15 protein-coding genes and 8 pseudogenes are annotated in these 25989 nt (G+C 71.5%); 9 read left to right on the top strand and 14 right to left on the bottom strand.

What is annotated here, in order from left to right; genetic code table 11:
* Positions 1-420: pseudogene (locus ABD794_RS12385) on the top strand (hypothetical protein); the annotation flags it as partial.
* Between the two features lie 84 nt (positions 421-504).
* On the opposite strand, the gene ABD794_RS12380 reads toward ABD794_RS12385, so the two are convergent.
* The 6 genes and pseudogenes from ABD794_RS12380 to ABD794_RS12360 form a co-directional block, all read right to left on the bottom strand.
* Positions 505-681 carry a hypothetical protein gene (locus tag ABD794_RS12380; RefSeq protein WP_344963104.1) on the bottom strand — a complete coding sequence of 59 codons (177 nt, stop codon included), beginning with the start codon at positions 679-681 and terminating at the stop codon, positions 505-507.
* Between the two features lie 358 nt (positions 682-1039).
* A pseudogene (locus ABD794_RS18930) lies at positions 1040-1222 on the bottom strand (aldehyde dehydrogenase family protein); the annotation flags it as partial.
* Between the two features lie 1737 nt (positions 1223-2959).
* Positions 2960-3439 (bottom strand): transketolase-like TK C-terminal-containing protein, encoded by a 480-nt coding sequence (locus ABD794_RS12375; RefSeq protein WP_425586005.1) that lies wholly within the window; start codon positions 3437-3439, stop codon positions 2960-2962.
* A gap of 179 nt (positions 3440-3618) precedes the next feature.
* Positions 3619-4527 (bottom strand): hypothetical protein, encoded by a 909-nt coding sequence (locus tag ABD794_RS12370; protein ID WP_344963100.1) that lies wholly within the window; start codon positions 4525-4527, stop codon positions 3619-3621.
* Positions 4463-5140: a hypothetical protein gene (locus tag ABD794_RS12365; protein ID WP_344963098.1), complete on the bottom strand. Its 678-nt coding sequence runs from the start codon at positions 5138-5140 to the stop codon at positions 4463-4465. The genes ABD794_RS12370 and ABD794_RS12365 overlap by 65 nt, the downstream gene beginning before the upstream one ends.
* A gap of 383 nt (positions 5141-5523) precedes the next feature.
* Positions 5524-5706 carry a hypothetical protein gene (locus tag ABD794_RS12360; protein WP_344963096.1) on the bottom strand — a complete coding sequence of 61 codons (183 nt, stop codon included), beginning with the start codon at positions 5704-5706 and terminating at the stop codon, positions 5524-5526.
* An 843-nt stretch (positions 5707-6549) separates the two neighbouring features.
* Here ABD794_RS12360 and ABD794_RS12355 point away from each other — a divergent pair.
* Positions 6550-6930 (top strand): hypothetical protein, encoded by a 381-nt coding sequence (locus ABD794_RS12355; RefSeq protein ID WP_344963094.1) that lies wholly within the window; start codon positions 6550-6552, stop codon positions 6928-6930.
* A 1840-nt stretch (positions 6931-8770) separates the two neighbouring features.
* On the opposite strand, the gene ABD794_RS12350 is transcribed toward ABD794_RS12355, so the two are convergent.
* Positions 8771-9298, bottom strand: coding sequence for a hypothetical protein (locus tag ABD794_RS12350; protein ID WP_344963092.1), 528 nt, complete (start codon positions 9296-9298; stop codon positions 8771-8773).
* 2212 nt (positions 9299-11510) lie between these two features.
* On the opposite strand from ABD794_RS12350, the pseudogene ABD794_RS12345 reads away from it, so the two are divergent.
* Both ABD794_RS12345 and ABD794_RS18925 read left to right on the top strand, forming a co-directional pair.
* Positions 11511-13784 (top strand): annotated as a pseudogene (locus tag ABD794_RS12345) (heavy metal translocating P-type ATPase).
* Positions 13781-14236, top strand: a pseudogene (locus tag ABD794_RS18925) (copper chaperone PCu(A)C); the annotation flags it as partial. The pseudogenes ABD794_RS12345 and ABD794_RS18925, both read left to right, overlap by 4 nt.
* 126 nt (positions 14237-14362) lie before the next feature.
* Here ABD794_RS18925 and ABD794_RS12340 read toward each other — a convergent pair.
* Positions 14363-14944 carry a sigma-70 family RNA polymerase sigma factor gene (locus ABD794_RS12340; RefSeq protein WP_344963089.1) on the bottom strand — a complete coding sequence of 194 codons (582 nt, stop codon included), beginning with the start codon at positions 14942-14944 and terminating at the stop codon, positions 14363-14365.
* Positions 14945-15032: 88 nt separating this feature from the next.
* On the opposite strand from ABD794_RS12340, the gene ABD794_RS12335 reads away from it, so the two are divergent.
* Complete coding sequence (locus ABD794_RS12335; protein ID WP_425586004.1) at positions 15033-15182, top strand: zf-HC2 domain-containing protein; 150 nt, start codon at positions 15033-15035, stop codon at positions 15180-15182.
* A 237-nt stretch (positions 15183-15419) separates the two neighbouring features.
* On the opposite strand, the gene ABD794_RS12330 is transcribed toward ABD794_RS12335, so the two are convergent.
* Positions 15420-16109 carry a hypothetical protein gene (locus tag ABD794_RS12330; protein WP_344963085.1) on the bottom strand — a complete coding sequence of 230 codons (690 nt, stop codon included), beginning with the start codon at positions 16107-16109 and terminating at the stop codon, positions 15420-15422.
* 532 nt (positions 16110-16641) lie between these two features.
* Here ABD794_RS12330 and aceE point away from each other — a divergent pair.
* Positions 16642-19299 (top strand): annotated as a pseudogene (gene aceE / locus ABD794_RS12325) (pyruvate dehydrogenase (acetyl-transferring), homodimeric type).
* Here the strand turns inward: aceE and ABD794_RS12320 are convergent.
* Positions 19281-19523 (bottom strand): holin, encoded by a 243-nt coding sequence (locus tag ABD794_RS12320; RefSeq protein ID WP_344963083.1) that lies wholly within the window; start codon positions 19521-19523, stop codon positions 19281-19283. The pseudogene aceE and the gene ABD794_RS12320 overlap by 19 nt on opposite strands.
* A 373-nt stretch (positions 19524-19896) precedes the next feature.
* Between ABD794_RS12320 and ABD794_RS12315 the strand changes: the two are divergent.
* Positions 19897-21101, top strand: a pseudogene (locus ABD794_RS12315) (aldehyde dehydrogenase family protein); the annotation flags it as partial.
* Between the two features lie 129 nt (positions 21102-21230).
* On the opposite strand, the gene ABD794_RS12310 reads toward ABD794_RS12315, so the two are convergent.
* The 3 genes and pseudogenes from ABD794_RS12310 to ABD794_RS19335 form a co-directional block, all read right to left on the bottom strand.
* Complete coding sequence (locus tag ABD794_RS12310; RefSeq protein ID WP_425586003.1) at positions 21231-22394, bottom strand: IS256 family transposase; 1164 nt, start codon at positions 22392-22394, stop codon at positions 21231-21233.
* A 96-nt stretch (positions 22395-22490) separates the two neighbouring features.
* Positions 22491-22887: pseudogene (locus tag ABD794_RS12305) on the bottom strand (VOC family protein).
* A gap of 438 nt (positions 22888-23325) precedes the next feature.
* Entirely contained in the window at positions 23326-23682 is a 357-nt protein-coding gene (locus tag ABD794_RS19335; RefSeq protein WP_344963081.1) for a hypothetical protein, read from the bottom strand.
* A 230-nt stretch (positions 23683-23912) separates the two neighbouring features.
* On the opposite strand from ABD794_RS19335, the pseudogene ABD794_RS12295 reads away from it, so the two are divergent.
* A pseudogene (locus ABD794_RS12295) lies at positions 23913-24726 on the top strand (SDR family oxidoreductase).
* A gap of 110 nt (positions 24727-24836) precedes the next feature.
* Here ABD794_RS12295 and ABD794_RS12290 read toward each other — a convergent pair.
* Positions 24837-25355, bottom strand: coding sequence for a hypothetical protein (locus ABD794_RS12290; protein WP_344963079.1), 519 nt, complete (start codon positions 25353-25355; stop codon positions 24837-24839).
* A gap of 152 nt (positions 25356-25507) precedes the next feature.
* On the opposite strand from ABD794_RS12290, the gene ABD794_RS12285 reads away from it, so the two are divergent.
* On the top strand, positions 25508-25654 hold the full coding sequence (locus ABD794_RS12285; RefSeq protein ID WP_344963077.1) for a hypothetical protein: 147 nt from the start codon (positions 25508-25510) through the stop codon (positions 25652-25654).
* The last annotated feature ends 335 nt before the right edge of the window (positions 25655-25989 follow it).

Genomic DNA, 25989 nt, shown 5'->3' with positions numbered 1-25989 from the left:
TGGCGAAACCCCCCGCCCCGGCGCCGACATCGGCCAGGCCCTCTACGCCGTCGATCATGTGAGGCATACTGCAACGGCGCGTCCACCCGCAGCGTGGACGACTGGTCGAAGCACTGGGCGGCGACACCGGAATCTCCAGGTCCGAGGGTACTCCGCATTCTGCCAGGACCTCGACGCGGAAATGACGTCTTCGCACCCGGCCCCTGGACCACACCCGCTTCCCCTGCATTCTACCTGGAACGCGACCTACGCAAGGCCGGCGTCCAGCACCAGCTCGTGTCCCAGGCCCTCGTGATAGCCACCGGCATCACCGAGGGACGAGCGGCCGCGAAGCCCTCGGACTCATGGTCGGACGACAGCGAGGACACCGAGGTGTTCTGGACCCAGTTTCCCGCGCTCGCTGCGCGAAGCGGGTCCTGACCGGAGTCCGCCCGGTCATCGCCGACCACCGACAGCGGCCTGGTCAAAGCCGTCCGGCAAGGTCCCGAATTGCCTCGGCGCCGGCTATAGCGATGCCGCGTTCCCTTCTCGGCAACACGGTCGCGGTGATCCACCAAGGATCGGCGAGCGAGCCGCCGCTGACGATCCGCACCATCTTCGCCCAGCACCAACGCCGAAGCTTTTGGGGTTTTTTTTTTTTTTTTTTTTTTTTTTCCGTGCCGCGGATACCGTCGCCGACACGCTCGCCCGGCAGTTTCCAGAGTCAGAGGCATGCTCCTGGAAGCAAAGTGAGGGACCTGACGCCTTCGCGCGGACTTCCCGGAAGGCACTGAGAAGATCCAGTCGACCAACCCGTGAACGCCTCAACCGCGAGATCAATCGCCGCACCGACGGCGTCAGTTCTTTCCCAAACCCGACGCCCTCGAACACGGACTCACCACGCCGTCCTGTCGAGATGCAGGACGAAGGGGACGCCTTCCCCCGTCCGGAGGGCGCGATGCGCGCATCGCGAGGCCATCGCCCTCCCAACTGCACTAGAGAAGAAGCCCAGCTTCTTCGCCCGCGTACGACACCCAGCAGATTCTTCGTCGCTGGATTAGTGGTCCAGCATCATCTTGTCGCCCCTCACCCTCCCGATGCCCGAACTGCTTGTAGCCGCGAAGGCGGCGTGGGAGGGTTTACTGGTGGTAGCAGTTGGTCCAGACGCGGCCCGCCTGGATGGCGCGGCCGGCGCGGTAGGCGGTGTTGCCGTGCGGGTCCAGACGCCGCGCGCCCGGCCGTAGTCTCAAGAGGGTTGGTGTGGCGAGGGTGACGGGCATCGTCGACGGTCGTGGGAGGCAGTGCCGGCGGCGACCGGGCCGAAGGATCTTCCTTCAGGGAAGACGGGCATGCGGTTGGTGCCTCGAGATGGTGGGATCGACGTGAGTAGTAAGCCGCCCTTGAGTTCGCCGCCGGGGTCGGCGCTGGGGGTGGCCGCCGGTAGGAGGATGCGGGCGCCTTCCTTGCGGGCCCGATGTCGAGGTAGGAGAGGACCTTCTCCAGCTGCGTCGGTTGGAGGCCTGGGCTCCGATAATAGTGGCCGGTGTCAGAGGGGTGGCCGTGGGAACGATTCGCCTCGGTGCGGTGACGGCTGGCGGCGAGGAAGTCGGGTAGTGGCCGAGCTGGATCAGGGCGCGGGACGGACGGTGCAAGATCCTCGCCCTGGTTCAGGTTCGCGAAAACATGGTGACGATTCAGAGGGCCCTGCGAGGAAGTCGATCGTCGTCGCCGAGACAGTCGTGTCGAATCGAAGAAGATGTTGGGGCTCTTGCCGCCGAGTTCACGTAGGGTGACCGGGCGCAGGTTTCGGACGAGCGTAAAATGCATGATCAGGCGGCCACGGTCGTGGTCTCGCCGGTGAAGGCGATCTTCGCGACGCGGGGAGGGAGGAATAATCCGGAGGAGAGAGGCTCTTGCAGGCTTCGACGCGAAGCCGTTGACGACGTTGACCAACCCGGCGGGATCAGCGTTCGGCGACCAGAGTTTTTTTATTTTCCCCCCCAGCCAGATGTGATCGACGCGGGGTCTGCTCGGCGGTTTGAGGACGACCGCGTCTATGCGCCCGCACCGCGACCAGCGGCCGGGCGAGCTTCAGGCGAGCATGAGGAGCGCGAAGTCCCGTATGATCTTGGGCGTACGACGCCCAGCGGTCGTGGATAGTGGTAGGCGATATGCTGTCCTCGTGCGATCTCGATGAGGCTGCCCTCCTGGGCGCGTACGCACGCGAGTAGCGGAAGTGGTCGATGCGCCAGGGGGATGTCGCGGCTCAGGCCTACGCGCATCGAGTTTGCCGTTCTCCCAGGGGACTCGCGACGGCGAGGCTTCGAGTGTTCCTCATGCGGTCGGCGATGCGGAGAGGAGACGGCGGAATCGCGTCCGCGGGGGAGGTGCGGGCCAGCCGCGCGCGCCCGCGGCATGGGCGGCGTCCAGGGCGCGTGTCGGACGTCCTCGGCCGTCGCCGAGGGCGACACTCGTGAAGATTCGCCGTTCACGCGGGTCGGTTGTCGAAGTAGCTAGGCGGCGCGACGGGGGTACGTACTCGCCCCTTTGATCCAGTGGTCGTAGTAGCGCGCGCGGTGACGAGACGACGCATCGGGGAAGGGCGACGAATAGCGGGTCATGGGCGTGGGCCTCCTCGCACATACGGCCACCGCTCCGTCGCGGTGTCGGCGCCGGCTGGACGCTACCCAGGACCGCTTGCCGTAGGCCCCGTGAGTGTGGTGTACACCTCAGTACACGTCATCCAGGACGGCGTCATCAGTACACGTCAGTACTCGCCGAACGCACGGCAGTCGGGGACCCATGAAACAAGAAGGTGCTCGTCGACATCGCCGCGCTAGCAAAAAAGGGACCAGTCGCCGCCTATCTGACCACCTTCCAATCAGACGCCTGTTGCTGAGCCGACGGCTTCGACCTGACGAGCGTGTCCGCTCCTCAGGGCCGCCGCCATCGCCGTGCGCTGCCCGCCGCCCTCTCGTGATCAAGGCGTCCCTGTCGGCGTGGTACATCGGGACAAGGACAGCGCGGCGTCGGATCCCGACGGCGCAAGGCCGACAAGTCGCCTCAGAGTCTCCAGGCCGTAACGGCCGTCGCAGCTCGCGACGTCTCCGGCTTCACCCTCACCGCACTGGGCGGGCCAGCTGCCGCCTAGCGCGGCCACGTCCACGACCGCGGATCGACGCGAGTGCCGGCGGGCCGCCTCGCGGGTGTCGGAGAGGCCGAAGCCGTCCGTGCCCAGCGACGTCCAGTTCTGCTCGACCCAGGGCGATCTGGTCCGCACCGCGCGCATCCAGTCGCTGACCGCCACGACCGGCCGGCGCGCCGTGCAGGCGCGCGTCACGTAGGGGACGCGTCCTCGCCGCGCAGCCAGCGGCCGCGTCGCAGGCCAGCGCGTCACGCGCAGCTCCGTCCAGGACGGCGCGGACCAGACGTCCGGCGGCCACGCCCCAGTCGTCGGCAGCAGCCGCTGGGCGTCCAGGGCCAGTGACGGCCGTGCCGGAGGGAGAGGAGAGTGGAGGCGCGGGGCGTCGTGACGGCAGGCCGGCGGCGGCCTCGCTAGGGTAGCGGTAGAGGCCCTTGAGATGCCCTCCTCACGCCGGGCGGCATGGCGGGCTGGACGCTTGGGCTCGTTGTAGACGGTCAGGTAGTAGAAGACGTCCTCGGCTCCGGGCCGTACATCCGCCGCAGGCCCTCGCGGACGATCACCGCGACCTCGTACGCGAACGCCGGGTCGTAGCGATCGCCGCCGGTTGGTGGAGCGATCAGGTGGGAGTGGCCGTCGGCGTGCTGGAGGCCCTCGCCGGTCATGGGTGGTGCGCCCGCGGTCGCGCACGATGACGAAGCCGCGTCCCAACTGGTCGGCGAGCGCCCAGAACTGGTCGCCTGCGCTTCGCGCCAGCCGAACATCGAGTAAATGATGTAGAACGGGATCTCACGGCTCGCCGTGGGTCGCGTACGACGTCGCGGCGGCGGTGAAGGAGGCCAGTGAACCCGCCTCCTGATCCCTCGTTGAGGATCTGACCGTCCTTCGGCCTCCTGTGAGTAGAGGAGTTGGTCGCGGTCGACCGGGTCGTAGGTCTGCCCGGCGGGGAGTAGAGGCCGGCGGTGGGGAAAGGGACTCCATGCCGAAGGTGCGGGCCTCGTCGGGACGACGGGACCCAGCGCCGGCCGGTCTCCTTGTCCCGCAGGCGAGTCCTTGACAGCCGGACGAACGCCATGGTGGTGGCGATCGTCCTGGGTGCCGAGCCCTTGTGGAGCGCCTCGAAGGGCTTCGCGGACGGCGGCGGGAGGGCCTGGGACGACCTTGCGGGCGGGTGGCCGGGCCGGCCGAGGCGCCCGCGGGCGCTCGCGCAGGTAGCGGACCTCGGGGGGAGTCCTCGCCGGGGTGCGCGTACGGCACGAGGTCGTCGTCGAGCGCGCGGTCCGGGGATCGGCAGCTCCAGCAGGTCCCGCATCACGCGGAACTCCTTGCCGGTGAGCTTCTTCATCTGGTGGTTGGCGTTGCGGGACTCGAAGCCGGGGCCAGGGTGTGCCCCTTGACGTCTGCACCAGGACGACGGTCGGCGCGCCCCGGTGCTCGACGGCGGCCCGGTAGGCGGGCGTGCACCTTGCGGGGCTCGTGGCCGGCGCGCGAGGTGCGGACAGCTCCAGCAGCTCGGCGTCGCCGAGACCGGCGCCGAGGGCGCGCAGGGCGGGGTTCCGCGCCGAAGAAGTGGTCGCGGACGTAGCGCGTCGCGGGTGGCGTACGTCTGGAACTGGGCGTCGGGCACCTCGCGCAGCCGGCGCACCCAGCGCGCCGTCGGTTGTCGCGGGCGAGGACCGGGTCCCAGCCGAGCCCCAGAGGGACTTTCACCACGTGCCAGCCCGCGCGCGGGAACTGGGCCTCCAACTCCTGCACGATCTTGAAGTTGGGGCGGACGGGGCCGTCGAGGCGCTGGAGGTTGCAGTTGACGACGAAGGTGAGATTGTCCAGGCGTTCGCGGGGCGGCGAGCGCGAGGGCGGCGGTCGACTCCGCTCGTCCATCTCGCCGTCGCCGAGGAAGGCCCACACCCGGGAGCGCGAGGTGTCCTTGATGCCGCGGTGCTCCAGGTAGCGGTTGAAGCGCGCCTGTAGATCGCGGAGAGCGGACCCAGGCCCATGGAGACGGTGGGGAACTCCCACAGCCAGGGCAGCCGTCGCGGGTGCGGGTAGGAGGGCAGGCCGTCGCCGCCGGCCTCCTGGCGGAAGCGGTCCAGCCGGGCCTCGTCGATCCGCCCTCCAGGAAGGCGCGGGCGTAGAGAGCCGGGGGAGGCGTGGCCCTGGACGTAGAGCTGGTCGCACGCTGCCGTCGGCCTCCTTGCCGCGGAAGAAGTGCTGGAAGCGGTCTCGTAGAGCCAGGCCGGCCGAGGCGAAGGTGGCGATGTGGCCGCCCGAGGCCGGCGCGCCGGTTGCCGCGGGGTGACCATGGCGGCGGCGTTCAGCGGTTTCCAGGCGGTGATGCGGCGGTCACCAGCTCCTCGTCGCCCGGGTAGGCGGGCTCCTCGGCGGTCGGGACGGTGTTGACGTCAGGGGGTCTCCAGGAGCGCGGGAGGCCGCCCCGAGGTGCCCGGCGCGGTCGGCCATCCGTCGCAGCAGGTGGGGCGGCGCGGTGCGGGCCGCCGGTCCGCGGCGGCGGAGGTCCAGGGACTCCAGCCACTCGGCGGTCTCCGCCGGGTCCTGGTCGGGGCGAGCTGGTCGAGTTGGGACACCGTTATCCCCTTTCGCGTTGCCCGGTGCGGGTGGCCGGGCCGTCCTGATGTTCCGTCTCGCGGAACAAACTTCCGTCCCTACGACGCTAGGAGGCGGGGAGTGGTCGGGTCAATGGTTACTGGCGAGTAGCGATCGATGATCGATCATTTCTGGCCGGGCGGCGAGAGCTCGCCGGGTGCGACCGGGTGCGGCGCGAAACGGAACGCGGCGCGCTTCACACGGGGGTGTGGCTCCGCGCACGCCGCGGCGCGCGCCCCGCACACGCTTCCGTCCGCCCCGCGCCCCGGAAGACTGAGCATCGCGAGTCCCATTGGCGCGACGGCGACCGGGTCCCCGGTCTTCCCCCGAGCCGGCGGCCCCGCCGCGTCACGCCGCCGGGCGACGGCGTGAAGCGGAGCCGCGCCCCCCGCGCGCACGTGTAACGGACGGGGCCGTACGGGCGATGACCCGCACCCCCGCCGTTGCGTCCCGCGGAGCGGCGTGCAAACGGATGTGGCACGTCATGAGTGCAGGACAGCAGGCGGGGCAGTACCGCGACGATGCGAGCCGCCGTGTTCGCGGCCGTCTGCGTGCTGCTCGCCGCCTGGGCCACGCGCTCATGTCCGGACGGACGTCCCCTGGTGGGCCGTGGCCGCCGCGCTGTCCGGAAACGGGCGGCTGCGCGTGGTTCCTCGCGGGCCGTGAACGCGGGCCGCTGCTGGTGGACACGGCCACCGTGGGCGCGCAGACGGGCCTGCACTCTTCTTCACCCTGGCGCAGAACGTGTCCCTCGCGGGGGCCGCCTCCACGGCGTCGGCGCCACGGACCGCCCTCGCTCCGCGTGGGTGTGCGGGTCGTCGCCCGTGGCGGACGCCGGCATGTCCGGCCACTCCGGCATGGCCGGCATGTCCGGGTCGGAGAGCATGCCGATGGACATGCCGATGGACATGATGGGCATGCACGGCACCCACGGCGCCGTCGGCATGTGGTCCGCGCACCTCCTCGCCGCGCTCCGTCCTGGGCATCTGGCTGTCGGGCGCGAACAGGCCGTCTTCCGCGTCGGCCGGGCCGCGTTGCGCCCGGCTCGTCGCCCCGCTGCTCGTCTGCTCGGCGGGCCGCTGCCACCCCCGGGCCGCCGCGCGTCCGCGCCGGCCTGGCCCGCGCGCGCACCGGCTGCGGCAGCTGCTGTACGCGCACGTCCTGGTCACACGGGGTCCACCGCCGTACGCGCCGTCTGCTGCTGAGCCCGCCGCACCCGACCGGTCGTCCGCCGGACGGGAGCCCGGCGTACCCGGCACGACGGCGACCGGACAGGACTCACGACAGTCACCGGGTGCCCGCCGCCATGCTGCTTGGGTATCGCGCGCCCCGGGATTCCAGGAAGGACCGGCGCAGATGACCCCAGCCTGCCCGCACTCCCGCGTGCCGCGACGGCACGTCCCCCCGACGCCGCGACCAGGCCGGCGTGACGACGAGGCGAGCCGCGCCGCTGCATCAGCGAGTCGAGCACCGCGGCCAGCGCTACAGCCGGCGGCCCCGCTCGCACCCATCGTACCGGCGCACTCGACTAGCCCCGCAGATGCGTCTCCACCGCCGCGGCGCGGACGCCCGGCGGCGGCGCGCCCTCGCACCGGTCGAGAGCGCTGGGCACGGACAGTCGCGCGCTCGGATACGTCACTGCAATGCACGCCCCGCCACGACGTCCCGGGCCGGTGCGCCCGGTGCATCCGGCGTGCGGATGGCCGTACGGACGTGTACGACGAGAGCCGTGACGGCCTGGGCGCTGCCCCGCGACGCGGCGCGGGACGCCGAGTGCTCCCGTCGAGCACGCTCATCCGCGCCACGACCAGGAGGGACGTCCGGCGGTGTTACGTGGCCGGCTGAGCGGCACGACCCGCATGGGCGCGATGACCGGACCACACCTCCAGGAGACGTATCTGCGCGCCCTGCGGTCCCTGCCGCGCTCGGGCGGCGCTCATCGCCCCGCACTGGCTGCGGCCATCGCCCCGCGTTACGGTCGTGGACCGCCTGCGGTTCCTCGCGGCCGCGGCTCGCGGCTGTCGACAGCGGACGACTGGCAGTCGGCCGCCGAGCGCGGGCACCCAAAGACGTGCCGAGCTCCCGGGCTTGAGGAGAGGGCGTGACCCTGTCGCAGCTGCTGGACCGGCTGCCCTGTGCGAGCGCCGCGAGAGCGTTCGTGCTCACGCAGCTGCTCGGGCCTGCCTACGCGGAGCCGCGCTGGTGCGGGCTGCCCGTCGGCACGGTGCGCTCGCGCGTGGCGCGCGCGCGCGTGAGTCGCGCGATCTGGCCAGTGGAGACGGCACTGAGCGGGAGGCCCTGGCACGGGTGCCGCGCTACGCCGGCCTTGAGCAGTCGCGCCGGCTCGCTCCTCTCCTGCTTTCTCTTCTCTCCTTCCCTGCGACCCTTCCTTTATCCGCGCGCACCGCGAAGCCGCGGTGGTAGGAGACTCCCGCGGCAGCTCACTGCGCATGAGCACTGCGGGCAGGCGCATTCGCGTCCTGCCTAGTATATGCCGCCGCCACGCATTGCACATATACCCGCTGTGTCCTATCGTTCCCACGCCTCACCACGCATTCGACCCAGTGTACAACACCCGCCGACTCGACTCTGTTCCCTCCGCCCTTCGGAACTCCAGGACGGGGAGCGGAAGGCGCTCGCCGCCCGCAGCCGCGGCGGGGCGGAGATCATGATGTCGGTGTCGTGCGGCAGACATCTCCCTACCGTGCCGTTGGCGGGCACGTCCACCGAGGAGATCATACGACAATCTTGCCCGCGCCCCCTGTCTGTGGTCACCGTCGCGGCACAGCATGGCGCGCGCTGCCGTCGGGCCTCGACGAGATGCAGGGCGTCGGCGCCGTCGCCGTCGTTGCGGATCCGCACGAACGCGGCCGTGTCGTCGGTGCCGAACGGTACGAGACGCGCGACGTCCTCGACCGACACTCACGGCCGGGAGCGCCCCGCGGCGCCCGAGGCGGTCCAGGCGCCGAGCCCGCCGAGGGGTCACGGCGCAGGCTACGGCGTGGCACGAGCGCCGCCTTTGGCGGAGCGGAGCAGGGACATCATTCATCGCGGAGTTCCTTCATCCGCGTCCTTTGTCGGGAGACGGGGAGCGGTGCCTCGGGCGGCCCGGAATCCGGCGCGGGCGGGGGTGCGCCGGGCCGCGGTCGCCGGCTGCCAGCGCCGCAGGCGCAGGCTGTTGCCAGCGACGAGGACGGAGCTGGCGGACATCGCGGCGCCGCCGCGACCATCGGGCTGAGCAGCCGGACGGGCGGCCAGCACACAGAGCACTGTGACCATGGTTTGTAGCCGAAGGCCCAGGCCAGGTTGGAGCGTAACGGTCACCGAGGTGCGCCGGCCAGGCGCACCGCGTCGGCCAGGCGCCACATGGTCCCGCGCACCAGCCGTGCACGTCGCCGCGCCGATGGCCGCGTCGGTGCCGCTGCCCATGGCCGATGCCGAGGTCCGGCGCCGGCCAGCGCGGCGGTGTGCGTTGACCCCGTCGCCGATGACCGCGACCCGGTGGCCCTTGCGCCGCCGCAGCCGCGGACGAGCTCGGCGCCTTTGCCCCTCGGGGGCATCCGGGCGTGCCACCTCGCCGATGCCCAGCTCCGCGGCGACGACCCGGGCGCGGCCTCGCTGCGCCGGTGGAGCGATTGGCTACGTGCCCGCCTCTAGGCCCGACGTCCGGCTTGAGGTTGTTGTCTGCAGGCGTTCGGTAGCTGCCGGAGCAGCAGCGGGTGTGTCGCCCAGGGGCGATCACGGTCCTTCGCCGGGTCGTCCACCGGACGAGGATCTGCGTGCGGGCGTGCTGGTCGGCCTCTCGGCGGCCTCGCGAGGGGGCGCCGCAGCCAGGTCCTGCGCCGTCCGTCGACGCCGCACACCTCGACCAGGTGCCGTCCACCTTGCGCCGGGGGCGCCGACTCCGGCCGTGTCGGTGAAGCTTCTCGGCACGGGGCAGCAGGGTTCTTGTCCGCTGGCCTACTCCGCGCGACGTGCGTCGTGTACCGGGCTCGGGTTTCCCCACGGGCCGAGGCCGGCCTCCCTGGGCCCGCGCACAGAGGGTGGCATGGGGGCGGTTAGGCCGCCACGGCCCGACGCCCCCGGTGCGCGGACGTGAGCAGTCGTGACCGTCATGGAAACGAGGTGGTCCAGCGATGCCGCTTGTCGAGGACCACACGGTGTGCCACCCGGCTCGAGTCCTCCAGGGCCTGGCGGGCCGCTGAACAGGATGACCAGGCCCGCGCTCCGGACAGTAGCAGCCAGCAGGGAGGTCGGGGGTGGGGCCAGGACCAGGGAGCAGGGGCAGGCCATGACCTAGCACCGGCGACCGCCGCGGTGATCGCGGCTGGGGTTGAGCGCCCGGCGCCCAGCAGGGGGAAGCCAGCACCGGTGACTGGCCACGGCCTAGGGACCGCGGGGCGAGACCGCAGCGATAGCGTCGGCGACCGCTTGTCACGCGGGTGCCGTGCCCGTCTGGCAGTCAACCTATAACCAGAATTTGATTGCACAGACCTGATATGCACTGCAGTAGGGGTCACGACTAGAACGTTGCAACGAAGCCGGAAAGGAATAAAAGCAAAAGGAAAGAAGGCAGGGTGAAAAGCATGAAGAAGACAAAGGAAGTGAAAAAGGGGAAAAGAATAGGAAGGGGTGAGATATAGAAAGTGAAAAGAGGAAAGGTAAAATGCAGAAATGAGGAATAAAGAAAGTGAAGGTAGGGGAGAAACGATAGAAGTCGAGGAAGACGAACCGTGTACAGCAGACCTCGATCAGTTCTGGTTCCGATGGGGATCCGGCGCTCGGAGACGTCCTCCGCCCGCACACGACGTCCTTGGCGGCCGAGCGAGCGAGGCCGCAGCGCGGAGCCGTTATCGTGCCGCGCCGGGACTCCAGCGCCTTCCCCCCGGTTCAGGCACGAACAGCGTACGCGCACCCGCCACCGAACTACCCGCCCTTCACGACGGCCTAGAATGGACTCAATGGCCACCCAACCCCCTCCCCGCCGGTGCCAACCATTTCGCCCCCCCCCCCCCCCCCCACCACCGGGCCCCACATGCCCGAAGTGGCCAGAGGTCTCCCCTGAACGCGCATGCGCATGTATCCCGGGTGTTCGCGGCGCGCCGAAGAACAGGCGTCACCGACCTTAGCTTAGGAGGGCCTAGGACTGCCGCCATAGGACGGACGAGGGGATACCATCGTCGCCGTCGCGGCTGGCCGCCGAGGCCAGCGCACGGGCCCGGCGAGCGCTGGAACGGTCCCAGGAGCGCCAAGGCCGCGAACGGGCGTGAGCGAGGGCGCAAGCACACGGCCCACTGCCCAGTCTGCACGGAACTGGACCGGGCGGGGACCCGACGGACAGCACCCCGACTCCCACTAGACCACGGACACCGACAGACAGCGCGCGGTGCATCAGTCAGCACCGTGGTCACAGCGGCACGACCGGGGCTCGCAGTGGTGCCGGCCCGGCGGACCCACGTGAGTCGCCGGCCTCGGGGGGACTTTCAGGCAGGCGACCGCACCGTGTAGCCGCGCCCTACCACCACCTTCATGAGCTCCTCGTGCCGGAGACGGGCGACGGTTGCTGATTTCTTCCACGCGCAGTCACGGTGGCCATCCCTCCCGGCTCGACGGCATCACACGTACGGCTTGTCCCACCCCTCTCCCCCCTACTATCCCCCATTGCTCAGCTTCTCGCATCGCATTTTTTTTCCTCGACGGCACGCCCCACATATATCATCCAACTGTGATGTGACCTCGCTACCTCTCTTGTAACCGCATCCACTCGTGTGGTGATTGAGATGAGATTCCTACTCACGCTGTGATATGCTGGCGCGCGTCGAGAAAAGAGCTCGGACGGCTGGAGGGGGTGACCGCGAGCGTCAACCTGGCCACCGGACGCGCGCGAGAATCAGCCACCCGTCGGCCGTCTCCGCCGAGGAGCTCATGAAGGTGGTGGAGGGCGCCGGCTACACGGCGGCCCTGCCCGAGCCCCCCGAGGCCGAGGACGACGGGTCCGCCGGCGGCACCACGGACGAGCCCTCGCCGCTGAACCGCGTGCTGATCACCGCCCTGCTGTCGGTGCCGGTGCTGGTGCTGTCCATGGTCCCCGCCCTCCAGTTCCGCAACTGGCAGTGGCTGTGCTTCGCCCTCGCCACGCCCGTCGCGGCCTGGAGCTCCTGGACGTTCCACTCCCGGGCCCTGCGCGGGCTGCGGCACGCGACGGCGACGATGGACACCCTCGTCTCCCTCGGCGTCCTGGCCTCCTACGCCTGGTCGGTGTACGCCCTGTTCTTCGGCGGCGCCGGCGACCCGGACATGCGCATGCCGTTCAGCCTCTGGCCCTCGGGCATGCCCCGGCACCGCGGACGTCTACCTCGAAGCGGTCGTCGCCGTACCGCTGTTCGTCCTGACCGGGCGGCTGCTGGAGTCCCGGGCGCGGCACGGGACGGGCTCCGCGCTGCGGGCGCTCGCCTCGCTCGCCGCCAAGGACGTCGTGGTGCGGGCGGAGGACGGCTCCGAGCGCCGGATCCCCATCGCCGAACTGCGGGTCGGCGACCGGTTCGTCGTCCGCCCCGGCGAGCGGGTCGCCACCGACGGCACGGTCGTTTCCGGCAGTTCGGCACTGGACCTGTCCCTGGTCACGGGCGAGAGCGCACCCGTCGAGGCGGGTCCGGGCACGGCCGTGGTCGGCGGCGCGGTCAACTCCGGCGGCCTGCTGGAGGTCCGGGCCGGCGCGGTCGGCGCGGACACCCAACTGGCGCGCATCGCCAAGCTGGTGGAGGACGCGCAGACGGGCAAGGCCCGCGTGCAGCGGGTCGCCGACGCGATCGCGGGCGTCTTCGTCCCCGCGGTCCTGGCCGTGGCCGTCACCGTGCTGGGCTTCTGGCTGGGCGCCGGCGGCTCCCCCCAGGCCGCGATCACCGCGGCGGTCGCGGTGCTGGTCGTGGCCTGCCCCTGCGCCCTGGGCCTGGCCACCCCGACCGCCCTGCTGGCGGCGACGGGCCGGGGCGCGGGCCTGGGCATCCTGGTCAGCGGCCCGCAGGCCCTGGAGGGACTGCGCCGGGTGGACACCGTGGTCCTCGACAAGACGGGCACGCTGACCACCGGTTCGATGACGGTCACGACGGTCACGGCACGCACCGGGGGCGTCGGGGCCGGGGCGGCCCTGCGCCTGGCGGCGGCCGCGGAGGCCGGCTCGGAGCACCCGGTGGGCCGCGCGGTCCACGCGCACGGCGCGGCGGAGGCGGGCGCGGAACCGCTGCCGCGTGCCGAGGAGTTCACCGCCACGGCCGGAGTCGGCGTCCGGGCGCGGGTGGACGGGCACCTGGTCGAGGTGGTGCGCGCGGACGGCGCGGACCTGGCTGCGGGCCCCCTCGCCGAGGCCGCCGAGGAGGCCGACCGGCACGGCCGCACCGCCGTCCTCGTCCGGGTGGACGACGCGGCGGAGGCCGTGATCGCCCTGGGCGACACCGTGCGGTCCGGCAGCTACCGCGCCTGCGACCACCTCAAGCGGCTCGGGCTGCGGCCCGTGCTCGCCACCGGCGACAGCGAGGCCGCGGCCCGGTCCGTCGCCGCGGAGCTGGGCATCGACGAGGTGCACGCCCGGATGACCCCCGAGGGCAAGGCCGAGCTCGTCCGCGAGCTGCGGGCCAAGGGCCACCGGGTCGCGGTCATCGGCGACGGGGTCAACGACACCGCCGCGCTGGCCGGCGCCGACCTCGGCATCGCCATGGGCAGCGGCACCGACGCGGCCATCGGCGCGGCCGACGTGACGCTGGTGCGCGAGGACATGGGCGCCCTGGCCGACGCGGTGCGCCTGGCCCGGCGCACCTCGGTGACCGTACGCTCCAACCTGGCCTGGGCCTTCGGCTACAACATGGTCACCGTGCCGCTGGCCGCCGTCGGGCTGCTCAGCCCGATGGTCGCGGCGGCCGCGATGTCCGCCAGCTCCGTCCTCGTCGTGGGCAACAGCCTGCGCCTGCGCGGCTGGCAGCCGGCGCCGGCCCGGCGCACCCCCGCCCGCGCCGGATCCGGCCGCCGAGGCACCGCTCCCGTTCCCGGAAAGGCCGCGCGATGAAGGACTCCGCGATGAAGGATTCCCTGCTCCGCTCCGCCAAGGCGGCGCTCGTGCCCGCCGTAGCCTGCGCCGTGACCCTCGGCGGGCTCGGCGCCTGGACCGCCTCGGGCGCCGCGGGGCGCCCGGCCGAGGTGTCGGTCGAGGACGCGCGCGTCCTCGTCCCGTTCGGCACCGACGACACGGCCGCGTTCGTGCGGATCCGCAACGACGGCGACGGCGCCGACGCCCTGCTCTCCGTCGAGGCCCCGACGGCGGGCCGCGCCATGCTGAGCCGGACGGTGACCAAGCAGGGCGCGGGCAAGATGTCGATGATCTCCTCGGTGGACGTGCCCGCCAACGGCACGGTGGAGATGTCGCCGCACGACACCGACATCATGATCTCCGCCCCGCCGCGGCTGCGGGCCGGCGAGCGCCTCCCGCTCGTCCTGAAGTTCCGCGAGAGCGGCACCATCAGGACGGAAGCGGTGGCGGGTCCCGGCGGGCAGCGCGGCGCTGCCCCGCAAGTGATCATGCGCAAGGGGCCGCGGGGGATCCTCCCCCGCGGCCCCTTCGCCGTCGGCGCGACCGCCGGCGCGAGCTCAGCCGGCGAGCGCCGGCACCCGTGCCAGGGCCTCCCGCTCGGCCGTCTCCAACTGGCCGATCAGCGACTCACGGGCGCGCGCCACGCGCGAGCGCACCGTGCCGACCGGGCAGCCCGCCACCAGCGCGGCCTCCGCGTAGGGCAGGCCCAGCAGCTGCGTGAGCACGAACGCCTCGCGGCGCTCGCAGGGCAGCCGGTCCAGCAGCTGCGACAGGGCCACGCCCTCGTCGAAGCCCGGGAGCTCGGCACGTTGGGTCCGCTCGGCGGCCGACTGCCAGTCGTCCGTGTCCGACAGCCGCGGCCGGGCCGCGAGGAACCGCAGCCGGTCCACGACCGTACGGCGGGCGATGGACAGCAGCCAGGTGCGGGCCGATGAGCGCCCCTCGAAGCGCGGCAGGGACCGCAGGGCGCGCAGATACGTCTCCTGGAGGAGGTCGTCGGCGCCCTGCGGGTCGCCGCTCAGCCGGGCCACGTACCGCCGGACGTCGCTCTGGGTGGCGCGGATGAAGCGCTCGACGGCATCGGCGTCCCCGCCGCGCGCGGCCAGCGCCCAGGCGGTCACGGTCTCGTCGTCACGCACGACGGCCTCCCGCACGGGGGCCGGTGCACCCGGGCGCACCGGCCCCGGGGACGATGGCGGGGTGCATTGCAGTGACGTACGGAGCGCCGTGTCCGCCCGCATCGACGGCGAGGAGCCGCCGCCGGGCGTCCGCGCCGCGGCGGTGGAGACGCATCTGCGGGGCTGTCCCGAGTGCGGCCGGTGGGGCGAGCGGGCCCGCCGGCTGAAGGCGCTGGCCGCGGTGCTCGACCTCGGCTGAGCCGGCCGGCCGGCTCGCCGTCGGGTCCGCCGGCCTGTTCGCCGTCGGGGGGACGTGCCGTCGCGGCACGCGAGGAGTGCGGGCAGGGGTCATTGCCCGGGGTCCTTCCTGGAATCCGGGCGCGCGACCGCGCATGGCGGCGGGGCACCCGGTGACGTCGTGAGCCTGTCCGGTCGCCGTCGTGCCGGGTACGCCGGGCTCCCGGTCCGGCGGACGGACCGGTCGGGTGCGGCGGGCTCAGCAGCAGACGGCGCGTACGGCCGGTGGACCCCGTGTGACCAGGACGTGCGCGTACAGCAGCTGCCGCAGCCGGTGCGCGGCGCGGGCCAGGCCGGCGCGGACGCGCGGCGGCCCGGGGGTGGGCAGCGGCCCGCCGAGCAGGACGAGCAGCGGGGCGACGAGCCGGGCGCACGCGGCCCGGCCGACGCGGAAGACGGCCTGTTCGCCGCCCGACAGCCAGATGCCCAGGACGAGCGCGGCGAGGAGGTGCGCGGACCACATGCCGACGGCGCCGTGGGTGCCGTGCATGCCCATCATGTCCATCGGCATGTCCATCGGCATGCTCTCCGACCCGGACATGCCCGGCATGCCGGAGTGGCCGGACATGCCGGCGTCCGCCACGGGCGACGACCCGCACACCCACGCGGAGCGGAGGGCCGGTCCGGGCGCCGACGCCGTGGAGGCGGCCCCCGCGAGGGACACGTTCTGCGCCAGGGTGAAGAAGAAGTGCAGGCCCGTCTGCGCGCCCACGGTGGCCAGTGTCACCAGCAGCGGCCCGCGTTCACGGCCCGCGAGGAACCACGCGCAGCCGCCCGTTCCGGACAGCGCGGCGGCCACGGCCCACCAGGGGACGTCCGTCCCGGACATGAGCGCGTGGCCCAGGGCGGCGAGCAGCACGCAGACGGCCGCGAACACGGCGGCTCGCATCGTCCGCGGTACCTGCCCCGCCTGCTGTCCTGCACTCATGACGTGCACATCGTTGCACCCGCTCCGCGGGACGCAACGGCGGGGTGCGGGTCATCGCCCGTACGGCCCCGTCCGTACCACGTGCGCGCGGGGGGCGCGGCTCCGCTTCACGCCGTCCGCCCGGCGGCGTGAAGCGGCGGGCCGCCGGCTCGGGGGGAAGACCGGGGACCCGGTCCCGTCGCGCCAATGGGACTCGCGATGCTCAGTCTTCCGGGGGCGCGGGGCGGACGGAAGCGTGTGCGGGGCGCGGCCGCGGGTGCGCGGAGCACACCCCGTGTGAAGCCGCGCGTTCCGTTTCGCGCCGCACCCGGTCGCACCCGGCGAGCTCTCCCGCCCGGCCAGAAATGATCGATCATCGATCGCTACTCGCCAGTAACCATTGACCCGACCACTCCCCGCCTCCTAGCGTCGTAGGGACGGAAGTTTTGTTCCGCGAGACGGAACATCAGGACGGCCCGGCCACCCGCACCGGGCAACGCGAAAGGGGATAACGGTGTCCCAACTCGACCAGCTGCCCGACCAGGACCCGGCGGAGACCGCCGAGTGGCTGGAGTCCCTGGACTCCGCCGCCCGGACCGGCGGCCCGCACCGCGCCGCCCACCTGCTGCGACGGATGGCCGACCGCGCCGGGCACCTCGGGGCGGACCTCCCGCCGCTCCTGGAGACCCCCTACGTCAACACCGTCCCGACCGCCGAGGAGCCCGCCTACCCGGGCGACGAGGAGCTGGACCGCCGCATCACCGCCTGGAACCGCTGGAACGCCGCCGCCATGGTCACCCGCGGCAACCGGCGCGCCGGCCTCGGCGGCCACATCGCCACCTTCGCCTCGGCCGCCTGGCTCTACGAGACCGGCTTCCAGCACTTCTTCCGCGGCAAGGAGGCCGACGGCAGCGGCGACCAGCTCTACGTCCAGGGCCACGCCTCCCCCGGCGTCTACGCCCGCGCCTTCCTGGAGGGCCGGATCGACGAGGCCCGGCTGGACCGCTTCCGCCAGGAGGCCGGCGGCGACGGCCTGCCCTCCTACCCGCACCCGCGACGGCTGCCCTGGCTGTGGGAGTTCCCCACCGTCTCCATGGGCCTGGGTCCGCTCTCCGCGATCTACCAGGCGCGCTTCAACCGCTACCTGGAGCACCGCGGCATCAAGGACACCTCGCGCTCCCGGGTGTGGGCCTTCCTCGGCGACGGCGAGATGGACGAGCCGGAGTCGACCGCCGCCCTCGCGCTCGCCGCCCGCGAACGCCTGGACAATCTCACCTTCGTCGTCAACTGCAACCTCCAGCGCCTCGACGGCCCCGTCCGCCCCAACTTCAAGATCGTGCAGGAGTTGGAGGCCCAGTTCCGCGCCGCGGGCTGGCACGTGGTGAAGTCCCTCTGGGGCTCGGCCTGGGACCCGGTCCTCGCCCGCGACACCGACGGCGCGCTGGTGCGCCGGCTGCGCGAGGTGCCCGACGCCCAGTTCCAGACGTACGCCACCCGCGACGCCGGCTACGTCCGCGACCACTTCTTCGGCGCGGACCCCCGCCCTGCGCGCCCTCGGCGCCGGTCTCGGCGACGCCGAGCTGCTGGAGCTGTTCCGCACCTCGCGCGCCGGCCACGAGCCCCGCAAGGTGCACGCCGCCTACCGGGCCGCCGTCGAGCACCGGGGCGCGCCGACCGTCGTCCTGGTGCAGACCGTCAAGGGGCACACCCTGGGCCCCGGCTTCGAGTCCCGCAACGCCAACCACCAGATGAAGAAGCTCACCGGCAAGGAGTTCCGCGTGATGCGGGACCTGCTGGAGCTGCCGATCCCCGACCGCGCGCTCGACGACGACCTCGTGCCGTACGCGCACCCCGGCGAGGACTCCCCCGAGGTCCGCTACCTGCGCGAGCGCCGCGCGGCCCTCGGCGGCCCGGCCCCCGCCCGCAAGGTCGTCCCCAGGCCCCTCCCGCCGCCGTCCGCGAAGCCCTTCGAGGCGCTCCACAAGGGCTCCGGCACCCAGGAGATCGCCACCACCATGGCGTTCGTCCGGCTGGTCAAGGACCTGCTGCGGGACAAGGAGACCGGCCGGCGCTGGGTCCCCGTCGTCCCCGACGAGGCCCGCACCTTCGGCATGGAGTCCCTCTTCCCACCGCCGGCCTCTACTCCCCCGCCGGGCAGACCTACGACCCGGTCGACCGCGACCAACTCCTCTACTACAAGGAGGCGAAGGACGGTCAGATCCTCAACGAGGGGATCACGGAGGCGGGTTCACTGGCCTCCTTCACCGCCGCCGCGACGTCGTACGCGACCCACGGCGAGCCGATGATCCCGTTCTACATCTTCTACTCGATGTTCGGCTGGCAGCGCACGGCCGACCAGTTCTGGGCGCTCGCCGACCAGTTGGGACGCGGCTTCGTCATCGGCGCGACCGCCGGGCGCACCACCATGACCGGCGAGGGCCTCCAGCACGCCGACGGCCACTCCCACCTGATCGCCTCCACCAACCCGGCGGCGATCGGCTACGACCCGGCGTTCGCGTACGAGGTCGCGGTGATCGTCCGCGAGGGCCTGCGGCGGATGTACGGCCCGGAGGCCGAGGACGTCTTCTACTACCTGACCGTCTACAACGAGCCCAAGGTCCAGCCCGCCATGCCGCCCGGCGTGGAGGAGGGCATCCTCAAGGGCCTCTACCGCTACCGCGAGGCCGCCGCCGGCCTGCCGTCCGACGCCCCGCGCCTCCAACTCCTCTCCTCCGGCACGGCCGTCCACTGGGCCCTGGACGCCCAGCGGCTGCTGGCCGACGACTGGGGCGTGGCCGCCGACGTCTGGTCCGCGCCGTCCTGGACGGAGCTGCGCCGTGACGCGCTGGCCTGCGACGCGGCCCGGCTGCGCGGCGAGGACCGCGTCCCCTACGTGACGCGCGCCCTGCACGGCGCGCCCGGCCCGGTCGTGGCGGTCAGCGACTGGATGCGCGCGGTGCCGGACCAGATCGCCCCCTGGGTCGAGCAGGACTGGACGTCGCTGGGCACGGACGGCTTCGGCCTCTCCGACACCCGCGAGGCGGCCCGCCGGCACTTCGGCGTCGATCCGCGGTCGGTGACGGTGGCCGCGCTGGCGGCGCTGGCCCGCCGCGGGGAGGTGAAGCCGGAGACGGTCCGCGAGGCGACGGCCCGTTACGCCCTGGACCTCTGAGGCGACTTCCGGGCCTTGCGCCGCGGGATCCACGCCGCGCTGTCCTTGTCCCCGATGTACCGGCCGAGGGCGCCCTTGATCACGGAGAGGGCGGCGGGCAGCGCGGCGATGGCGGCGGCCTTGAGAGCGGACACGCTCGTCAGGTCGAAGCCGTCGGCCAGCAACAGGCCGATGAAGGTGGTCAGATAGGCGGCGATGGTCCGCTCGGCGATGTCGACGAGCACCTTCTGTTCATGGGTCCCCCGCTTCCGTGCGTTCGGCGAGTACTGACGTGTACTGATGACGCGTCTGATGACGTGTACTGATGTGTAACACCACACTCACGGGGCCTACGGCAAGCGGTCCCTGGGTAGCGTCCAGCCGTCGCCGCCCGCGACGGAGCGGGTGGCCGTGTGCGAGGAGGCACGCCCATGACCCGCTATGCGTCCCCCGGCTCCCCCGATGCCGTCGTCTCGTACCGCCCGCGCTACGACCACTGGATCGGGGGCGAGTACGTACCCCCGGCGCGCGGCCGCTACTTCGACAACCCGACCCCGGTGAACGGCGAATCCTTCACCGAGGTCGCCCCGCGGCACGGCCGAGGACGTCGAACGCGCCCTGGACGCCGCCCATGCCGCGGCCCCCGGCTGGGCCCGCACCTCCCCCGCGGACCGGTCCGCCGTCCTCCTCCGCATCGCCGACCGCATGGAGGAACACCTCGAAGCCCTCGCCGTCGCCGAGTCCTGGGAGAACGGCAAACCGATACGCGAGGCCCTGGCCGCCGACATCCCCCTGGCCATCGACCACTTCCGCTACTTCGCCGGTGCGTTACGCGCCCAGGAGGGCAGCCTCTCCGAGATCGACGAGGACACCATCGCCTACCACTTCCACGAACCGCTGGGCGTCGTCGCCCAGATCATCCCCTGGAACTTCCCGCTCCTCATGGCCGCCTGGAAGCTCGCCCCGGCGCTCGCGGCGGGCAACGCGGTCGTCCTCAAACCCGCCGAGCAGACCCCGGCGTCGATCCACATCTGGCTGGATCTGGTCGCCGACCTGATCCCGCCGGGCGTGGTCAACGTCGTCAACGGCTTCGGCGTCGAAGCCGGCAAGCCTCTCGCCTCCTCCCCCCGCGTCGCGAAGATCGCCTTCACCGGCGAGACCACGACCGGCCGCCTGATCATGCAGTACGCCTCCGAGAACCTGCGCCCGGTCACCCTCGAACTCGGCGGCAAGAGCCCCAACATCTTCTTCGACGACGTCTCGGCCGACGACGACGACTTCCTCGACAAGGCCCTCGAAGGCTTCACCATGTTCGCCTCGAACCAGGCGAGGTCTGCACCTGTCCCTCCCGCGCCCGTGATCCAGCGCGGCCACTACGCCGACTTCCTCGCCCGCCGCCGTCGACCGCACCGAGGCGATCGTCCCCTGGCCACCGCCCTCGACACCGCCACGATGATCGCGCCCAGGCCTCAAACGACCAGCTGGAGAAGGTCCTCTCCTACCTCGACATCGGCCGCAAGGAAGGCGCCCGCATCCTCACCGGCGGCCACCGCGCCGACCCGGCGGCGAACTCAGGGCGGCTACTACGTCGAGCCCACCATCTTCGAGGGCACCAACCGCATGCGCGTCTTCCAGGAGGAGATCTTCGGCCGGTCGCCGCCGTCACCTCCTTCACCGACCTCGACGAGGCCGTCACCCTCGCCAACGACACCCTCTACGGCCTGGGCGCCGGCGTCTGGACCCGCAACGGCACCACCGCCTACCGCGCCGGCCGCGCCATCCAGGCGGGCCGCGTCTGGACCAACTGCTACCACCAGTACCCGGCCCACGCCGCCTTCGGCGGCTACAAGCAGTCGGGCATCGGGAGGGAGGGGCACAAGATGATGCTTGGACCACTATCAGCAGACGAAGAATCTGCTGGTGTCGTACTCGGCGAAGAAGCTGGGCTTCTTCTAGGGCAGTTGGGAGGGCCGATGGCCTGCGCGGATGCGCGTCATCGGCCCTCCGGCGGGGGGAAGGCGGTCCATTCGTCGTGCATCTCGACGAGGACGGCGGTGGTGAGCCGTTCGAGGGCGTCGGGGTTGGGGAAGAACTGGACGCCGTCGGTGCGGCGTTTGATCTCGCGGTTGAGTCGTTCCAGCGGTTGGTCGACTGGATCTTCTTCCAGTGCCTTCCGGGAAGTCCGCGAAGGCGGTCAGGTCCTCCTTGGCTTCCAGGAGCATGCCTCTGACCTTGGGAACTGCCGGGCGAGCGTGTCGGCGACGGTATCCCGGCCGGGCACGGACCAGCTCGGCGGTGGGCTGGGCGAAGATGGTGCGGATCGTCGCGGCGGCCAGCTCGCCGGAGTCCTTGGGGATCACCGCGAACGTGTTGCGCAGGAAAGGAACGCGGCATCGCTGATAGCCGGCGCCGAGCATGACCTTGCGGACGGCTTTGACCAGGCCGCTGTGGTGGTCGGCGATGACCGGGCGGACTCGGTCAGGACCCGCTCCGCGCAGCGAGCGCGGGAACTGGGGCCAGAACACCTCGGTCTCGCTGTCGTCGACCATGAGTCCGAGGGCTTCGCGGCCGCCGTCCTCGGTGATGCCGGTGGCTATCACGAGGGCCTGGGACACGAGCTGGTGCTGGACGCGGGCCTTGCAGTAGGTCGCGTCCAGGTAGATGCAGGGGAAGCGGGTGTGGTCCAGGGGCCGGGTGCGGAAGACGGTCAGCTCCGCGTCGAGGTCCTGGCAGATGCGGGAGACCTCGGACCTGGAGATTCCGGTGTCGCCGCCCAGTGCTTCGACCAGGTCGTCCACGCTGCGGGTGGACGCGCCGTGCACGTATGCCTCCATGATCACGGCGTAGAGGGCCTGGCCGATGCGGCGCCGGCGTTCCAGCAGGCTCGGGAGGAAGCTGACGGTGCGGACCTTGGGGATCGCCAGGTCCAGGTCCCCGGCCTGCGTCGTGAGCGCCTTCTCGCGGTGCCCGTTGCGCCAGGTCGTGCGGGTCTCGGCGTGTTCACCGGGCTCGGCGCCGATGTGGGCGGTGGCCTCGGCCTCGATGGGTTCCTGCAGGATCCGCCGGGCCGGAACCCGGACCAACTCGATTCCGTCCGCCGTACGCAGTGACTCCATCGGCCGGAGTAGGTCATGCTGGGACAAGCATCGCGTCGCTTCTCAACGAGCGTCACTGCTCGCAGAGTTGCGCGATGGCCGCCCCATGACCAGGGGCTATGCGAGATCGCCGCTGCACCACTCAGCGCGGCACCGTCCGCTCAGCTCTTCCGCCTCACCCAGGACACAGAATTCGTTGCCTCCGGGTCGAGGAGGGTCACCCAGTGCTGCGCGTCCTGCACGGTGCCGGCGCGCCGGGCACCGAGGGCGAGCAGCCGGGCGACCTCGGCCTCCTGGTCGTCGGGGCGGAAGTCGGGGTGGAGCCGGTTCTTCGACGTCTTGCCCTCGGGGACAGGCACGAAGAGCAGCCCCGGCATCCGGTCCGGCTCGGGCCGGATCTCGATGATCTCCTCGGATTCGTCGACCACTACCCAGCCGAGAGCCTCGGCCCACCAGCGCCGAGGGCGATGGGGTCGGAGGAGTCGACGATGATCTGTTCCCATTCGAGTGCCATGGGCGTGAGCATAAACAGGGTCGGCCGGCTGCCAGGGCTGGGGGTGACTGCCGTCGACCGCCGGTCCGGTGTGCGGATCCCCCAGAGCGGTGTAGTGGCGCGATGTGGTAGCAGCAAGTCGCGAGAAGTGGATCACGGCTACACCACTCCAGCGGACACCACCGAAGCGCCGGCAGCCGCAACATCCCCCCTCCCCCATCGGCCCCGCGGCGGAGGAAGCCATGGCGCTGCTCTCGGCGCGGCCGCCCGGGCAGTCCGGGCACCGGCCTTCCCGTGCGATTTTCTCGACCAGTTCCTTGCGCAGGGGGATCGCCCCGTCGTTTCGCGCCCGCGCTGTCCCGCGGAAGCAGCCCGAGCACTCGACGTCAGCCGATTCCGCGCCGTTCGGCGCCAAGGGTGCGGCTGCGGCGCGGCAGTTGGCGAAGCCCGGTTCTGGACCTACAGGTCAAGAAAGATGCCAGTGTTCCGGTCATGGCAAGGCCCAAGCAGTTCGACCCGGAGATCGCCGTCGACCAGGCCATGGAGGTGTTCTGGCGGAAGGGGTACGCCACCCACCCCCCAGGACCTGGTGGACGCGCTCGGCATCGGCAAAGGCAGCTCTACAACACCTTTGGCAGCAAGCACTCTCTCTTCGAGCAAGCACTCCGCCGCTATCGCGACAGCCAGGCCCTCGCTCTCGTGGAGATGCTCGAGGAGTCCGGTCCGGTCAAGGCGCGCCTCCGCAAGGCGCTGGGCTTCCTCGCCGAGATGGACCTCGCCGACCCGGATCGCCGCGGCTGGCATGGCGGTGAACACGGCGGCGGAACTCGCGGGGGGGCGACGCGACGGCCACCGAACTCGTCCGCCGCATGTTTGCGACCGCACCGAGGGCGCCTTCCGGGCGCTGGTCGAGGAGGGTCAGCGGGCGGGGGAAATCACGCCCGGGCGCGACCCCGCCGCGCTGGGGAGTCTTCTGCTGAACACCGTCCGTGGGCATGCGGCTCATGGCGCGCGTGGCCGAAGGGCCGGACCGGCACGACCGGGTGATCGGACGCAGTGCTCGGACTCCCTCTGAACCCGGGCCGCGACGACCGGCCGAATCCGGGGCCGTCACCGGCGCCAGCCGAGGCATCGGGCTGGCCACCGTCCCGGTCGCTGATCGCCGAGGGCGTCCACGTCATGGGAGCCGCCCGCACCATCACGCCCGAGTTGAAGGAAACCGGAGCGCTCACGGTGCCGGCGGACCTGAGCACCGCCGACGGCGTCGCCGCCCTCATGGACAGCGCCCTTGCGGAACTCGGCGGCATCGATCTGCTGGTGAACAACGTCGGAGCCGGGGACGACGTGGAGCCCGCCGGCTTCCTCGACACCGACGACACCCGATGGACCCGCATCTTCGACCTCAACCTGCTCAGCGCGGTCCGCGCCACCCGCGCGGCACTGCCCAGCCTGATCGAGCGCCGCGGAGCAATCGTCAACGTCTCGTCCATCAACTCCCGGCTGCCCGCCGCCGGTCCGGTCGCCTACAGCGCGGCCAAGGCGGCCCTCGCCGCACTCGGGAAGTCCCTGGCCGAGGAATTCGGCCCTCGGGGAGTGCGCGTCAATACCGTCTCCCCCGGGGTCGTTCGCACAACCATCTGGGAGGACCCCGACGGCTTCGGCGGCAAGGTGGCAACCGGGGCCGGGGCCGAACACAGCGCATTCCTCCAGCAGATACCGGAGGCTTTCAACATCACCACCGGACGCATCACCGAACCACAGGAGGTTGCCGCCTTGATCACGTTCCTTCTCTCCGACCTGGCCGGCAACATCACCGGTGCCGACTACATCATCGACGGCGGCACGATCAAGACCCTCTGACCACTCGTCCTGGTCGAACTCGGTACCGGCCACTACCGGGTTGACCCGGTGAATACCGAACCCGACCGCCTCACGTCTCTCCGCACGCGATCACTTCGCGGCAGGGTTGTTCAGTCGTTGAGTAGAGGGCTGTGCCGTTCGGTGAGTGGGCCGACGCCGAGGTCCTCACGCATGAGCTTGCGCATTTTGGCGGCTGCTCTGCCGCGTTCCTCCCAGCGGGCGCGATCCTCCGGACTGCTCACAGCAGTACCGTCGATGTAGCCGTCGCATATGCGTCGCAGGCAGTGGAACACGCTGTTGGAGGCCTTGACCACGGGTTGGGGCGCGATGAGCCACATCCGTTCCGATGCCACGGCTATGCCCGAATCCCGAAACGCTTCGCGCAGCGCAAGCGCCCGCTCGTCGTCGGAAGGGTGCTCCCGCTCGCCCAGGGCCCGCAGGGTCTCGCCGAGGACCTTCACGGTGGTGGTGTACTGCGTGTAGATGTCGAGCCGCAGCCGAAGAGCTTCTTTGACGTCCTCGTGCTTCCAGCGATTCCGATCGGCGACGAGAGTGGCGACGATGCCGATCGCGGCCCGGACAGGGTGGAGAGCAGTGGCAACCAGTCCATGCGGGCCAGCTTGGACCATCCCGTAACGGTGGCACCAGGTACCGCTCCGGCACCGGGGACAGTTCCGCCGGAAGGGGACGTTTATCGGTGGTGAACGGCGTGCTGGAACGTTCGTCGCGGCGCGAGACACGGTCCGCGCCGCCCACGGACGACCGAAACGAGGAAACAGCCATGCGTACCTCCGCACGCTTCGCGGCACTGGCCGCGGTGACCGCCATCGGGTTCGGCGCGATCGCCACCAGGCACCGGCCCGAGGCCGGCGCCCAGGCGGCCCGCAGCACCACGTCCGTCTGCACAACGGGACCGGGTGCACGCTGACGCGCACCGACTTCGGCCTGGACCACGCATCTGGTCGCAGGGCCAGGAGCCCCCCTACCAGCTCGGCAAACACACGGCGACGCCGACTTCCAGTCGGAGAGCAACGGCTTCATGACCGGCACCGAGGGTCATGTGACCTTCCAGACGTCCAACTGCGAGGAGGTTTCCGCAACGGCGGACCGTCCGGCTGCACTGGGACAACCCGTTCTCCGGGTCCAACAAATATGACACCACGGCACAGACAACACCTTCCGCACCACTCGTGACGGTGGTGGCGGCGACAACGCCTACACGGTGTGGAATATCTACCACGGTTGAGTGTATCTGCACGACAA

The organism is Streptomyces thioluteus (assembly GCF_039535865.1).
This window is presented reverse-complemented; position numbering and strand designations above follow the sequence as displayed.

Bases quoted from the DNA above. Each gene is read 5' to 3' on its own strand.
- ABD794_RS12285 (WP_344963077.1), top strand. From the start codon at position 25,508: ATGCGTACCTCCGCACGCTTCGCGGCACTGGCCGCGGTGACCGCCATC.
- ABD794_RS12290 (WP_344963079.1), bottom strand. From the start codon at position 25,355: ATGGTCCAAGCTGGCCCGCATGGACTGGTTGCCACTGCTCTCCACCCT.
- ABD794_RS12330 (WP_344963085.1), bottom strand. From the start codon at position 16,109: ATGCGAGCCGCCGTGTTCGCGGCCGTCTGCGTGCTGCTCGCCGCCCTG.
- ABD794_RS12310 (WP_425586003.1), bottom strand. From the start codon at position 22,394: ATGGAGTCACTGCGTACGGCGGACGGAATCGAGTTGGTCCGGGTTCCG.